The organism is Burkholderia sp. 3C (assembly GCF_054589155.1).
In genome coordinates, this window is record NZ_BAAILN010000068.1 from 1 (window position 1) to 12,179 (window position 12,179).

The following is a 12,179-nucleotide window of genomic DNA, read 5'->3' on the forward strand; positions in this document are numbered from 1 at the left end:
CACCCCTTCCCATCCCGAACAGGACCGTGAAACGACTCTACGCCGATGATAGTGCGGATTGCCCGTGTGAAAGTAGGTAATCGTCAGGCTTCCCTCTTCAGAACCCCCGCTGCGAATGCAGTGGGGGTTTTGTCTTTCAGGCCGCGGAAAACATCCCGTCGCAACGGGACGCCCACGCAACGGGTGCGAAGTCAGCGGCATTTTCAATATCGCGCTACGATCGGCCGTTATCGACGGGAGAAAATCACGTGAATATCGGTGAAGCCGCGCGCGCCTCTGGCGTCAGCGCGAAAATGATTCGCTACTACGAAAGCGTCGGCCTGATCGAGCCAGCGCAGCGAACTGACGCCGGCTACCGCACATACGGTGATAGCGAAGTTCATCTGCTGAAGTTCATCCGGCAAGCGCGCAGGCTGGGTTTTCTCGTCGACGATGTCCGAAAGCTGCTGGCGCTTTGGCAAGACCGCTCCCGTGCCAGCGCGGAGGTCAAGGCAATTGCCCTCGAACATGTATCCGAACTCGACCAGAGAATTGCCGAGCTCACGGACATGCGAAATACCTTGGCCAAGCTCGCGGCACACTGCCATGGCGACGATCGCCCGGACTGTCTGATCCTTGAACAACTCGCCGATACCAATACGCACTAAGTCGGTGCAATTAAATGCGTCGAAAATTCCAGTGTTCGCGCGTGATTCTTAAATAAATCAATAGGTTGACGGTATTTTTTAGGGTGCATTCTGTTTTGGAATGCAAACTATTCGTGCATTTCATTAGCAAGATGGTGCGTTCTCGCTATAATTCGGGTCAACCCTATACGGGATATCCCTGATTCAGTGTCAGCCGGGGGATCTCAAACTTCCTTGGAGAGCATCATGGTTGCGTACATCGTTGAAAAGCTGAGCTACTGGTTTGAATCTGCTGAACGTGAGCGTCGCGAAGCCTATCTGGCATCGTCGAGCGACATCGTTCAACTCGAGCACCGCATTCGCTCGCTCGAAACGAACGGCTACTCGCTGTAAGCTGAACCCGTTTCGGCTGCATGCGGTTTGCATGCAAAAATGTAAAAAGCCCCGAACTTGTCGGGGCTTTTGCTTTTTTGATCCGATCAATGTGGCACGAGGTCGGCATCCAGCGGTATTGTCTTGAAAACGGGATCAATCCAACGGATGGGCGGGATGAGCAAGATGTCTTCGATGTACTGTGATTCGGGCAAGCGTCAATGGTGGGCGGTGCTGCTGATAGCAATCGCTAGTTGGGGCTCGAATGCGAACGCAAAGCAGCCCACCAAACAAGAAGAGCGGCCGCCGGTGGTGCTCGATACGCAAACCGGTATCCACGATGGGCGGTCCGGAACGGTGCTGCAAACTGCACCGTTGAATCCGGCGCCGATTGTCGAGCCTGCGCAGATCCGGCAGCCCGCTGAATTGCAGCAAAACAACCAGGTGCCTGTTGTCGTCGCACCGTATATTCGCCTGCCTGCTACGCCGGGCTATCGACAATAGCGAACTGCCTCGGCTGCTTGCTCAGGCGCTGCGCAGTTCCAGGCCGAACTTGGCGCCGCCATCCTGGCCGAGTGCTTCTACGAGATAGGGCAGGGCTTCCCGCATCGATTCAGCCAGTGTATAGGGCGGGTTCAGAATGAACATGCCGCTGCCGTACAGCCCGAATCCATCTGCCGGAGCATGACTGACCGTCAGCGTGAGATGCAACCAGTTCGTCGTCTGCAGCCGCTTCAGTTGGTCGGGGAAGCGCTCCGATTCAGGGCGCTTGACCTGCGGATACCACACGGCGTAGCAACCGGTCGCGAAGCGCTTCAGCCCTTCCTCGACACAAGCAAGCGTGCGCGCGTAATCGCGCTTGTCTTCATACGAAGGATCAATGAGCACCAGGGCACGACGCGGAGGTGGCGGCAGCAGGGCCTTGAGCCCTTCGAAACCGTCTGTTGCGTAAATCATCGCGCGCCGGCCTGCGTCGCGGAAGTTGTGACGCAGGATATCGATTTCGGTGCTGTGCATCTCGAACAGCCGGATGCGGTCCTGCTCACGCAGCATGCGCCACGCGAGGTACGGCGAGCCCGGGTAGTAGCGCAGATCGGCCGACTCGTTGCAGGAGCGAATTTCGTCGACGTAGTCCGAGAGTGCCGCGGGCAGGTCGTCGGCATTCCACAGCTTGGCAATGCCGGTTTCATATTCGGCCGTCTTCGCCGCGAAGCCTTCGTCCAGCGCATACACGCCCGCCCCCGCGTGCGTGTCGATATACCAATACGATTTGTCTTTCTTGTTCAGGTGGTGAAGCAACTGGACGACGACGGCGTGCTTGAGCACATCGGCGTGGTTGCCGGCATGAAACGCGTGGCGGTAACTGAACATGGCGGGGATGAGGCGAGTAGAGTCAAAAACGGCCGCCCGAACGCTTTGCCGGCCCATTCAGGCACCTGCATTCGCAATTCGCGCGGCCGGCTATTGTACGCGAGAGCGCTTACTGCGCCTGATCGCCGACGATCTCCTCGATATGCTGCTTCAACTCGGGCGTCAATCGAGCCGCCACCTCGATCGCCTTCATGTTTTCGCCGATCTGTTCGACGCGCGAGGCCCCGGTGATGACCGTGCTGACGTTCGGGTTCTTCAGAATCCACGCGATGGCCAACTGCGCCAGCGTGCAGCCGAGCTCGTCGGCGACGCCGGCCAGCTTCGAGACCGCCTGATTCTTCGCCGGATCCGTCAATTGTTCGCGCAGCCAATCGTAGCCTTGAATGGCTGCCCGGCTGTCGGCAGGTACCCCATCGCGATACTTGCCGGTCAGCAGGCCCGATGCGAGCGGGCTCCATGTAGTGAGGCCCAGGCCGATGTCTTCGTAGAGCCGATTGTATTCCTGCTCGACGCGGCGGCGGTGCAGCAGGTTGTACTGCGGCTGTTCCATGACCGGCTTGTGCAGGTGATGGCGCTCGGCGATGTCGTAAGCGGCGCGAATTTCATCCGCGCTCCACTCCGACGTGCCCCAGTAAAGCGCCTTGCCGCGCGCGATCATGTCGCTCATCGTCCAGACCGTCTCCTCGATCGGCGTATTCGGATCGGGGCGGTGACAGAACACGAGGTCGACGTAGTCGAGCTTCAGCCGGCGCAAGGAGCCGTCGATCGCGTCCATCAGATATTTGCGGTTCAACGTGTGATATTGATTCGGTGCTTCGGCCAGGCCCCAGAAAAACTTCGTCGACACCACATAGCTGATGCGCGACCAGCCTAGCGACTTCAACGCTTCGCCCATGATTTCCTCGGATTGCCCGCGCGCGTACACCTCGGCATTGTCGAAGAAATTGATGCCGGCATCGCGCGCCGCGGCCAGCGATTCGCGCGCGGCACGTTGATCGACCTGGTTGCCGTACGTGACCCACGAACCGATCGACAATTCGCTGACTTGCAGCCCGGATCGGCCCAGGCGTCGGTAATTCATCATGGCTTTCCTCCTGTTCGGAACAGAGCGGCTAGCTTAGCCCGTTTGCGGACGGCATGCAGGACGCTTCGTGCACGATAGCGGCGCCGGACGCGTGCCGACAACTAGCCGAATGGCCAGCTTGTTTTGCCATGCCCGGCCATGATTTCATTGGAACCTGCTGGATTTGGGAGACGTCGGCATGGATTCGAAACTGAGCGGCAAGGTTGTTGTGGTGTTCACGGGTTGCGCGGCGCTATGGCTACATTTTTATCGCCAATAAAAAACGCGCTCCGTAGAGCGCGTTTCCGGCAGAGCGATATAGCGCGAATCGTTCGCGCCAGTCGCCTGACTTACTTACTTCAGCACCGCTGCAATCGCGTTGGCGACGGCATCGATGTTGCGCGTGTTGAGCGCAGCCACGCAGATCCGGCCGGTGCCCACCGCGTAGATGCCGAACTCTTCGCGCAGACGGTCGACTTGCGCCGACGTCAGGCCCGAGTACGAGAACATGCCGCGCTGGGCATTGATGAAGCTGAAGTCGCGGTCCACGCCGCTCGCCTTCAGGCGGTCGACCAGGCCATTGCGCATCGCGCGGATACGGTCGCGCATTTCGCCGAGTTCCTGCACCCACGAAGCGTACAGGTCCGGCGAGCCCAGCACGGCTGCAACCAGTGCGCCACCGTGGGTCGGCGGGTTGGAGTAGTTCGTGCGGATCACGCGCTTCAGTTGCGACAGCACGCGCGTGGCTTCGTCCTTGCTCGCGGTGATGATCGACAGCGCGCCGATACGCTCGCCGTAGAGCGAGAACGACTTCGAGAACGACGACGACACGAACACGTTCAGGTCGGCCGCAGCAAACAGGCGCACGGCTGCCGAATCGGCTTCGAGGTCTTCGCCGAAGCCTTGATAGGCGATGTCGAGGAACGGCACGAGCTGGCGAGCCTTGACCGTTTCGACGACCTGCGCCCATTGCGCTTCGGTCAGGTCGACGCCGGTCGGGTTGTGGCAGCACGCGTGCAGCACGACGATCGTGCCGGCAGCGTAGCTGTTCAGCGCGCCGAGCATGGCGTCGAAGTTCACGCCGTGGGTGGCGGCGTCGTAGTACGGGTAGGCATCGACCTTGAAGCCGGCCGTCTCGAACAGCGCGCGGTGGTTTTCCCAGCTCGGATCGCTGATCGCGACCTTGGCGTTCGGGTTCAGTGTGCGCAGGAAATCCGCGCCGATCTTCAGCGCGCCCGTGCCGCCGATGGCTTGCGCCGTCACGACGCGGCCGGCTGCGATCAGCGGCGAATCGTTGCCGAGCAGCAGCTTCTGCACGGCGGCGTCATAGGCGGCGATGCCGTCGATCGGCAGGTAGCCGCGCGGCAGGCCGGCTTCGACGCGTGCCTTTTCCGCGTCACGCACGGCGCGCAGCAACGGGATCTTGCCTTCTTCGTTGGTGTACACGCCAACGCCGAGGTTCACCTTGGTCGGGCGCGTATCGGCGTTGAAGGCTTCGTTGAGGCCCAGGATCGGGTCGCGGGGGGCGAGTTCGACAGCGGAAAAGAGCGACATGATGATTTCGCAGCAGTAGTAGTGGAATGAAATCGGGGTCCGGTTCCCGCGTGGCGCGGGTGCATGCCGAGGGCCGCAGCTTCCGGAGCGAATCCCGCCATTGTAGCGAATTGCGCCGCGATTTCGGCCAAAGCCGGGTGGGTGATGCAGGTATGGCGAGGCAGAAACCGGACGCAACCTCGGGCGTTGGCCGCGACGTAGCCATCCTGGTGGCGGCATCGCGCCGTGCCGAGCCCGTCTGTCCGGACCGCCGCTGCGCCTAACGGTCAGCCCGGCGGTGGGCGAAGCGCTAAAATGCTCTTTTGCACGCGGCCAGGCCCTCGCTCCATGTCCGAACATTCCCCCGATGTGTCCGCCGAACTCGACGAATCGAAATTCGCGACGTTCGACGGTTCGCCATTCCAGCTTTATCAGCCGTATCCGCCTGCCGGTGATCAGCCCACGGCAATCGCCACGCTCGTCGAGGGCGTGGAGGACGGTCTGTCGTTCCAGACGCTGCTCGGCGTGACGGGGTCCGGCAAGACCTTCACGATGGCGAACACGATCGCGCAGCTCGGCCGCCCGGCCATCGTGTTCGCGCCGAACAAAACGCTCGCCGCACAGCTCTATGCCGAGTTCCGCGAGTTCTTTCCGCGCAATGCGGTCGAGTATTTCGTTTCGTACTACGACTATTACCAGCCGGAAGCCTATGTGCCGCAGCGCGACCTGTTCATCGAAAAGGACTCGTCGATCAACGAGCACATCGAGCAGATGCGGCTGTCGGCCACCAAGAGCCTGATGGAGCGGCGCGACGTGGTGATCGTGGCCACCGTGTCGGCGATCTACGGTATCGGCAACCCGTCCGAATACCACCAGATGATCCTGACGCTGCGTGCCGGCGACCGGCTCGGCCAGCGCGACGTGATCGCGCGGCTGATCGCGATGCAGTACACGCGCAACGAGCAGGATTTCCAGCGCGGCACGTTCCGCGTGCGAGGCGACACGATCGACATCTTCCCGGCCGAGCACGCCGAGATGGCGGTGCGCGTCGAGTTGTTCGACGACGAGGTCGAGACGCTGCAACTGTTCGATCCGCTGACGGGCCGGGTGCGCCAGAAGATCCCGCGCTTCACGGTTTATCCGTCGTCGCACTACGTCACGCCGCGCGACACGGTGATGCGCGCGATCGAGACGATCAAGGACGAACTGCGCGAACGTCTCGAATTCTTCCATTCCGACAATCGCCTGGTCGAGGCGCAGCGGCTCGAACAGCGCACCCGCTTCGATCTCGAGATGCTGCAGGAGCTGGGCTTCTGCAAGGGCATCGAGAACTACTCGCGGCATTTTTCGGGCGCCGCCGCCGGCGAGCCGCCTCCGACGCTGGTCGATTACCTGCCGTCCGACGCGCTGATGCTGCTCGACGAATCGCACGTGCTGATCGGTCAGTTGAACGGGATGTACAACGGCGACCGCGCACGCAAGGAAAACCTCGTCAATTACGGCTTCCGTTTGCCGTCGGCGCTCGACAACCGGCCGCTGAAATTCCCCGAGTTCGAGCGCAAGATGCGCCAGGTCGTGTTCGTATCGGCCACGCCGGCCGACTACGAGCAGCGCGTGTCGGGGCAGACGGCCGAACAGGTGGTGCGGCCGACCGGCCTGGTCGACCCCGAGATCGAGGTGCGGCCGGCGACCACCCAGGTGGACGACGTGCTGGCCGAGATCAACGAGCGGGTGAAGGCCGGCGAGCGCGTGCTGATCACCACGCTGACCAAGCGAATGTCCGAGCAACTGACCGAGTTCCTGTCCGACCACGGCGTCAAGGTGCGCTATCTGCACAGCGATATCGACACGGTCGAGCGCGTCGAAATCATCCGCGACCTGCGGCTCGGCACGTTCGACGTGCTGGTGGGCATCAACCTGCTGCGCGAGGGCCTGGACATTCCCGAGGTGTCGCTGGTGGCGATTCTCGACGCCGACAAGGAAGGCTTCCTGCGCGCCGAGCGCTCGCTGATCCAGACGATCGGGCGTGCGGCGCGTAACGTGAACGGCAAGGCGATTCTGTATGGCGACAAGATCACCGATTCGATGCGCCGCGCGATCGATGAAACCGAACGCCGCCGGGTCAAGCAGATCGCCCACAACGAGGCGCTCGGCATCACGCCGCGCGGCGTGGTGAAGCGTATCAAGGACATCATCGATGGCGTCTACAACGCCGACGATGCACGCGCCGAGCTGAAGGAAGCGCAGCAGCGCGCGAAATTCGAGGACATGTCCGAGAAGCAGCTCGCCAAGGAAATCAAGCGTCTCGAAAAGCAGATGACCGACTACGCGAAGAACCTCGAGTTCGAGAAGGCCGCGCAGACGCGCGATCAGCTCTCGCTGTTGCGCGAGCGTGTGTTCGGCGCCAACGTGGGCGACCGCCTCGAAGGCGCGAACTGATTCCGTTCCCACACCGATCCGGCCACGAAAGTGACCAGATCGGTGCATTTCCGCGATCCACGCCGGCATCGAATGCCGCTTTCCGACCGTCTTCGAAAATCTTCCGAAATCCTTTCTGCGTCAAAGGCTTGAAATTATTCCCCCTTTGTTTCGCGTGCGATTCAATGCTAAACTCGCCAATTATTGAGAATGGTTCGCATTAACGTTCTTGCTTACTCATGTCGCGCGGTAGGAGCCGGGCGGCATTTTTTCATCTGACGATAATAATCAGGAGTCTCAATGTTCGGTTCGTCCATCACCCGTTGTGGGGTCGCAGTCGCGGCGGCACTTTTCGCGATGTCGGCATCGGCCGCCGAGTATCCGATCGGCAAGCAGCAAATCCAGGGTGGCATGGAGGTGGGCACGGTCTACCTGCAACCGATCACGATGGAACCGGAAGGCATGATGCGCAAGGCATCGGATTCGGACATCCACCTGGAGACCGACATCCACGCGGTGAAGAACAATCCGACCGGCTTCGCCGAAGGCGACTGGATGCCGTACCTGCAGGTGGAATACACGCTGACCAAGCAGGGCGACGCGAAGTGGAAGTCGCAGGGCGTGCTGATGGGCATGGTCGCGAACGATGGCCCGCACTACGGCGACAACGTCAAGCTGGCCGGCCCGGGCAAGTACCACCTGGCGCTGACGGTCAAGCCGCCGATGCAGATGGGCCATATGGCGTTCGGCCGCCACGTCGACAAGGAAACGGGCGTGGGCCCATGGTTCAAGCCGTTCACGCTCGAATACGACTTCCCGTTCGCCGGCATCGGCAAGAAGGGCGGTTACTGATCGGGTTCCACGGCCGGGCGGCATCGCCTCGATGCCGCCTTCTACGAGAAGCACAATGACATTCCCCAAGATTTTCGCCGCCGTGCTCGCCGGCCTGGCCGTTGCAACCGCGGCTCAAGCCGCCGATCTGCCGACCTTCAAGCTCGAGATGGCCGACGGCAAGCTCAACCCGGCCCGCATCGAAGTGCCGGCCGGCCAGCGCATCAAGATCGAAGTCCGCAATACCGGCAAGGGCGCCGTCGAATTCGAGAGCGTCCAGCTTCGCAAGGAGAAGGTCCTCGCGCCGGGCGCCGAATCGTTCGTCGTGATCGCGCCGCTGTCGCCGGGCGAATACAAATTCTTCGACGATTTTCATCAGCAAGCGCAAGGCGTCATCGTCGCGAAGTAGTTCCGATTTATCGTGCGGCCGCGGACGTCCCGCCGCGGCCGGGACACGGAGGTTATCAATGGGTCAAATCATTTTCATCGTCTGGCGTGAAAGCGTCGAGGCGCTATTGGTCGTCGGCATTCTCTATGCGTGGCTGCGCAACGGCGACGCCGAAACGCGCCGCGGCTTGCCGTACCTCTGGGTTGGCGTGGGCGCGGGCCTGTTGATGGCGCTGGGCCTGGGCGCCGCGCTGGTCGGGTTCACCGAAGTGCTGTCGGGCGACGCGCAGGATTACTTCCAGACCGCGATGGTGCTGGTCGCCTGCGTGCTGATCGTGCAGATGGTGTTCTGGATGAAGAAACACGGGCGCACGCTCAAGCGCGACATGGAGCAATCGCTGCAGGAAACCACTAAAACCGCCAACTGGTGGGGCGTGGCGGTGCTGGTGGCGCTGGCCATTGCGCGCGAGGGCAGCGAGACGGTGATCTTCCTGTACGGCCTCGGCTTCGGCCAGAGCGGCCATGTGGGCGGCGCTCAGGTGCTGGCGGTCGTGATCGGCCTCGCGCTCGCGCTGTTCACCTTCTATCTGCTGCAACTGGGCGGCAAGATCTTCTCGTGGCGCCTGTTCTTCCGCGTCACCGAAATCATGTTGCTGTTCCTCGGTGCGGGCCTGTTCGAGGCGGGCGTCGACAAACTGATCGACAAGGAAATCCTGCCGCTGGGCATCTCGCAGCTGTGGGACAGCTCGGCGATCCTCGACGATTCGAGCACGTTCGGCTCGCTGGTCGCCACGCTGACCGGCTATCGCGCACATCCGGCGCTGACCAACCTGGTGGCCTACGTGCTGTATTGGGTCGTGGTGTACGGGCTGCTGAAGATCGCGACGCGCCGTCCGGCCGCCGCGGCAGGGCGCGCCGCATGAGCACGCCGGCGAGCGGCCTGCGCTGGAGCCGGCTGACCGAAGCCGGTCACTGGATGCAGCGGCACGGCGCGTGGATTCGCGGCATCCAGTGGGTGGTGGTGCTGGTCTATGCGTTCCTGATTCTCGTGCCGGCGTTCACGCCGCTGCCCGACGACACGGCGCACCTGTGGAACAACCTGACGCTCGCGGCGCAGTTCGTGTTCTGGGGCATCTGGTGGCCGTTCGTGCTGCTGTCGATGGTGATGCTGGGCCGGGTGTGGTGCGGCGTGCTGTGCCCCGAGGGGGCGCTTGCCGAGTTCGCCAGCAAGTTTGGCCGCGGCCGCGCGATTCCGCGCTGGATGCGCTGGGGCGGCTGGCCGTTCGTCGCGTTTGGCATCACCACCATCTACGGCCAGATGGTCAGCGTCTATCAATACCCGCGCGCCGTGCTGCTGGTGCTCGGTGGCTCGACGTTCGCGGCGATGGTGATCGGCCTGCTGTACGGCCGCGAGAAGCGCGTCTGGTGCAAGTATCTGTGCCCCGTCAACGGCGTGTTCGCGTTGCTCGCGCGGCTGGCGCCGGTGCGCTTCAAGGTCGACGAGGCTGCGTGGCGCCGCTCCTATACGGAAGGCGAGCACGGCCATCGCGTGATTCCGATCAACTGCGCGCCGCTGGTGCCGCTGCGCAACATGAAGGGCGCGGCCGAGTGCCATATGTGCGGCCGTTGCAGCGGCCATCGCGACGCGATCGCGCTGACGGTGCGCTCGCCGTCCGAGGAAGTCGTCGAACTCGGCGATGCGCAGGCGAACCCCTGGGACACCGCGCTGATCCTCTACGGCCTGCTGGGCATCGCGATCGGTGCGTTCCACTGGTCCGCCAGCCCCTGGTTCGTGACGATCAAGCAATGGCTGGCCGGCTGGCTGATCGACCGCGACATCACCTGGCCGCTCGAAACCAACGCGCCGTGGTTCCTGCTCACGCATTACCCCGATCAGAACGATGTGTTCTCCTGGCTCGATGGCGGGCTGGTGGTGTCGTATATCGTCGGCACGGGGCTGATCTACGGCACGGCGCTGCTGATCGTGCTGGCCGGTGCGTCGGCGCTGCTGGGCCGCTTCGATCGCGTGCGCCTGCATCACCTGACGCAGGCGCTGATTCCGCTGGCCGGCGCGGGCGTGTTCCTCGGCCTGTCGGCCACCACGCTGTCGCTGCTGCGCGCCGAACATCTGCCGCTCGACTGGGCTTCGCCGGTGCGAATCGCGATCCTGGTCGGCTCGAACCTCTGGAGCGCGTGGCTGGCCTGGCGCGTGACGGGGCGTTATGCGGCATGGCCGCGCCGGTTCGCCGCGATGGCGGGCTTCGGCTTGGCGCTGGCGATCGTCGACAGCGCCTGGTGGCTGATGTTCTGGGTGTTCTGACACGGCTGATCCGCCGTATCGTCCTGCGCCATCCGCACCGCATGGAGGGTTTCCCGTTGTTCTCCCGCCAATGAAAAAAGCGACGTGCCCGTCAGGCACGTCGCTTTCGCTGCTTCAGTATGAGAACCAAAAAAATGGCTTGGCTTGCTGTAACGACTGCTTGAGTTGGGTTGCACGAAGGGGTCTAGATCTCGCGTGCAAGCCGTTACGGCTGGCTACTGCCCAACACCTCTCAGGGAGGTGGTCCCCACAATACTCGGTACTTACTTCGTCAGGATCAGCTTGCCCAGACGCGTGGCGCGAAGCTGATAAGTCTCGCCGTTATGCATGATCGAGACGAGCTTGCGGCCTTGCAACAGGGCATCGCTGGACACGACGCGCTGATTCGGCTCCGGGTTGTCGGTGCTATCCGACTTCGTGACAGCCGCAACTTTCGTCCGGCCACCGGGCGCCGCGCTGCTGGTGCGGCGCAGGCTGAGTGTGGAAGTTCGCATAAGTTCGGTCATTCGGGCCGTTCAATCAGTGGTGTGTCGATGGAATGAATTCTAAATGATAATTATTCCCATTTACTAGCGATGTTTTTTAATCGACTGAGCTTGATCGATAGTTTTTGATAAGCGGCGGAACGAGCGCGAAAAGAACGCGAAATACGGGGCGGCGAAGCGGGGCGGTAAAGGGCGGCGAAGCAGGACCGGCGGCGCGCGAGCGGGCCGCCGGTGAAGCGTTCAGTGCAGCGGATCGGGATCGCGGCGGCCCTGCGCGTATTCGCGGATCAGGCGGACCGTGTCGATATCGGAGGTGCGGTACGCCTCCTTGACGATGCCCTGGGTCTGTCGGGCATCCTCGGTGTCGGCCGTGTCCGGCAGCGTGGTGGCGTAGGTGAAGCGCAGGAACAGCGCCTGGTCGTCGTGCTCCTCGATCGTCATGGTCAACGAGCCGCCGATCTCGCCGTTGGCGGCGTGGATGTCGTAGCGGACCTGATGATTCGGCGTGAACGTGACGCGATCGCGGATCGTCGCCTGGCCGAAGTGCAACTCGCGCTCGAGCGTGGTGTCGGTTCGATCGCTGATCTTGCAATCGTCGAGGCCGATCACGAACAGTTGCGGCTGTTCGGCGCGCAGGACGAGGCCTTCCCAGAGTTGGTCGCGCGTCAGCGTCGGCAACATCGGGTTGTCCGTCGCGTTGATCTGGATCAGGTGTTCAAAATTCAAGGCGAGAGCTTCCTTCGGTCGTCGCGGCGGTGAGCCGCAAAAGGGAA

General features: G+C 62.4%; 13 protein-coding genes and 1 rRNA gene. 9 read left to right on the top strand and 5 right to left on the bottom strand.

All coding sequences use genetic code 11. The features are described from left to right. The 4 genes from rrf to ACYP33_RS12280 form a co-directional block, all read left to right on the top strand. Positions 1 to 89, top strand: a 5S ribosomal RNA gene (rrf, locus tag ACYP33_RS12265); the annotation flags it as partial. Positions 90 to 248: 159 nt separating this feature from the next. Next, positions 249 to 647, top strand: a complete 399-nt coding sequence (cueR, locus tag ACYP33_RS12270; protein WP_459621959.1) for a Cu(I)-responsive transcriptional regulator — start codon at positions 249 to 251, stop codon at positions 645 to 647. Between the two features lie 225 nt (positions 648 to 872). Continuing rightward, on the top strand, positions 873 to 1,019 hold the full coding sequence (locus ACYP33_RS12275; RefSeq protein WP_206128603.1) for a DUF3563 family protein: 147 nt from the start codon (positions 873 to 875) through the stop codon (positions 1,017 to 1,019). Positions 1,020 to 1,175: 156 nt separating this feature from the next. Beyond that, the gene (locus ACYP33_RS12280; RefSeq protein ID WP_414451389.1) at positions 1,176 to 1,502 is read left to right on the top strand and encodes a hypothetical protein; all 327 of its coding nucleotides are present in this window, start codon (positions 1,176 to 1,178) and stop codon (positions 1,500 to 1,502) included. Between the two features lie 21 nt (positions 1,503 to 1,523). On the opposite strand, the gene ACYP33_RS12285 is transcribed toward ACYP33_RS12280, so the two are convergent. The 3 genes from ACYP33_RS12285 to ACYP33_RS12295 form a co-directional block, all read right to left on the bottom strand. Next, positions 1,524 to 2,369 (bottom strand): 23S rRNA (adenine(2030)-N(6))-methyltransferase RlmJ, encoded by an 846-nt coding sequence (locus tag ACYP33_RS12285; RefSeq protein ID WP_414451911.1) that lies wholly within the window; start codon positions 2,367 to 2,369, stop codon positions 1,524 to 1,526. 109 nt (positions 2,370 to 2,478) lie between these two features. Continuing rightward, positions 2,479 to 3,450, bottom strand: coding sequence for a potassium channel beta subunit family protein (locus ACYP33_RS12290; protein ID WP_459621994.1), 972 nt, complete (start codon positions 3,448 to 3,450; stop codon positions 2,479 to 2,481). A gap of 336 nt (positions 3,451 to 3,786) precedes the next feature. Beyond that, complete coding sequence (locus ACYP33_RS12295; protein ID WP_459621962.1) at positions 3,787 to 4,986, bottom strand: amino acid aminotransferase; 1,200 nt, start codon at positions 4,984 to 4,986, stop codon at positions 3,787 to 3,789. A 327-nt stretch (positions 4,987 to 5,313) separates the two neighbouring features. On the opposite strand from ACYP33_RS12295, the gene uvrB reads away from it, so the two are divergent. The 5 genes from uvrB (at position 5,314) to ACYP33_RS12320 (ending at position 10,921) form a co-directional block, all read left to right on the top strand. Then, positions 5,314 to 7,404, top strand: a complete 2,091-nt coding sequence (gene uvrB, locus ACYP33_RS12300) for an excinuclease ABC subunit UvrB (RefSeq protein ID WP_414442611.1) — start codon at positions 5,314 to 5,316, stop codon at positions 7,402 to 7,404. 279 nt (positions 7,405 to 7,683) lie between these two features. Further along, the gene (locus ACYP33_RS12305; RefSeq protein ID WP_414442610.1) at positions 7,684 to 8,235 is read left to right on the top strand and encodes an iron transporter; all 552 of its coding nucleotides are present in this window, start codon (positions 7,684 to 7,686) and stop codon (positions 8,233 to 8,235) included. Between the two features lie 55 nt (positions 8,236 to 8,290). Next, positions 8,291 to 8,623 carry a cupredoxin domain-containing protein gene (locus ACYP33_RS12310; protein WP_414442609.1) on the top strand — a complete coding sequence of 111 codons (333 nt, stop codon included), beginning with the start codon at positions 8,291 to 8,293 and terminating at the stop codon, positions 8,621 to 8,623. Positions 8,624 to 8,681: 58 nt separating this feature from the next. Further along, positions 8,682 to 9,524, top strand: coding sequence for an FTR1 family iron permease (locus ACYP33_RS12315; protein ID WP_414442608.1), 843 nt, complete (start codon positions 8,682 to 8,684; stop codon positions 9,522 to 9,524). Next, on the top strand, positions 9,521 to 10,921 hold the full coding sequence (locus ACYP33_RS12320) for a 4Fe-4S binding protein (protein WP_414442607.1): 1,401 nt from the start codon (positions 9,521 to 9,523) through the stop codon (positions 10,919 to 10,921). Before ACYP33_RS12315 ends, ACYP33_RS12320 begins: the two co-directional genes overlap by 4 nt. 263 nt (positions 10,922 to 11,184) lie before the next feature. Here the strand turns inward: ACYP33_RS12320 and hemP are convergent, their stop codons facing one another. Continuing rightward, on the bottom strand, positions 11,185 to 11,427 hold the full coding sequence (hemP, locus tag ACYP33_RS12325) for a hemin uptake protein HemP (RefSeq protein WP_414451392.1): 243 nt from the start codon (positions 11,425 to 11,427) through the stop codon (positions 11,185 to 11,187). A gap of 219 nt (positions 11,428 to 11,646) precedes the next feature. Then, the gene (locus ACYP33_RS12330) at positions 11,647 to 12,132 is read right to left on the bottom strand and encodes an SRPBCC family protein (protein ID WP_459621967.1); all 486 of its coding nucleotides are present in this window, start codon (positions 12,130 to 12,132) and stop codon (positions 11,647 to 11,649) included. Positions 12,133 to 12,179: the final 47 nt, after the last annotated feature.

Excerpts from the sequence above, each read along its gene's own strand:
- ACYP33_RS12275 (WP_206128603.1), top strand. The coding sequence starts at position 873 with ATGGTTGCGTACATCGTTGAAAAGCTGAGCTACTGGTTTGAATCTGCT.
- ACYP33_RS12280 (WP_414451389.1), top strand. The coding sequence starts at position 1,176 with ATGAGCAAGATGTCTTCGATGTACTGTGATTCGGGCAAGCGTCAATGG.
- ACYP33_RS12285 (WP_414451911.1), bottom strand. The coding sequence starts at position 2,369 with ATGTTCAGTTACCGCCACGCGTTTCATGCCGGCAACCACGCCGATGTG.
- ACYP33_RS12290 (WP_459621994.1), bottom strand. The coding sequence starts at position 3,450 with ATGAATTACCGACGCCTGGGCCGATCCGGGCTGCAAGTCAGCGAATTG.
- ACYP33_RS12295 (WP_459621962.1), bottom strand. The coding sequence starts at position 4,986 with ATGTCGCTCTTTTCCGCTGTCGAACTCGCCCCCCGCGACCCGATCCTG.
- uvrB (WP_414442611.1), top strand. The coding sequence starts at position 5,314 with ATGTCCGAACATTCCCCCGATGTGTCCGCCGAACTCGACGAATCGAAA.
- ACYP33_RS12305 (WP_414442610.1), top strand. The coding sequence starts at position 7,684 with ATGTTCGGTTCGTCCATCACCCGTTGTGGGGTCGCAGTCGCGGCGGCA.
- ACYP33_RS12310 (WP_414442609.1), top strand. The coding sequence starts at position 8,291 with ATGACATTCCCCAAGATTTTCGCCGCCGTGCTCGCCGGCCTGGCCGTT.
- ACYP33_RS12315 (WP_414442608.1), top strand. The coding sequence starts at position 8,682 with ATGGGTCAAATCATTTTCATCGTCTGGCGTGAAAGCGTCGAGGCGCTA.
- ACYP33_RS12320 (WP_414442607.1), top strand. The coding sequence starts at position 9,521 with ATGAGCACGCCGGCGAGCGGCCTGCGCTGGAGCCGGCTGACCGAAGCC.
- hemP (WP_414451392.1), bottom strand. The coding sequence starts at position 11,427 with ATGACCGAACTTATGCGAACTTCCACACTCAGCCTGCGCCGCACCAGC.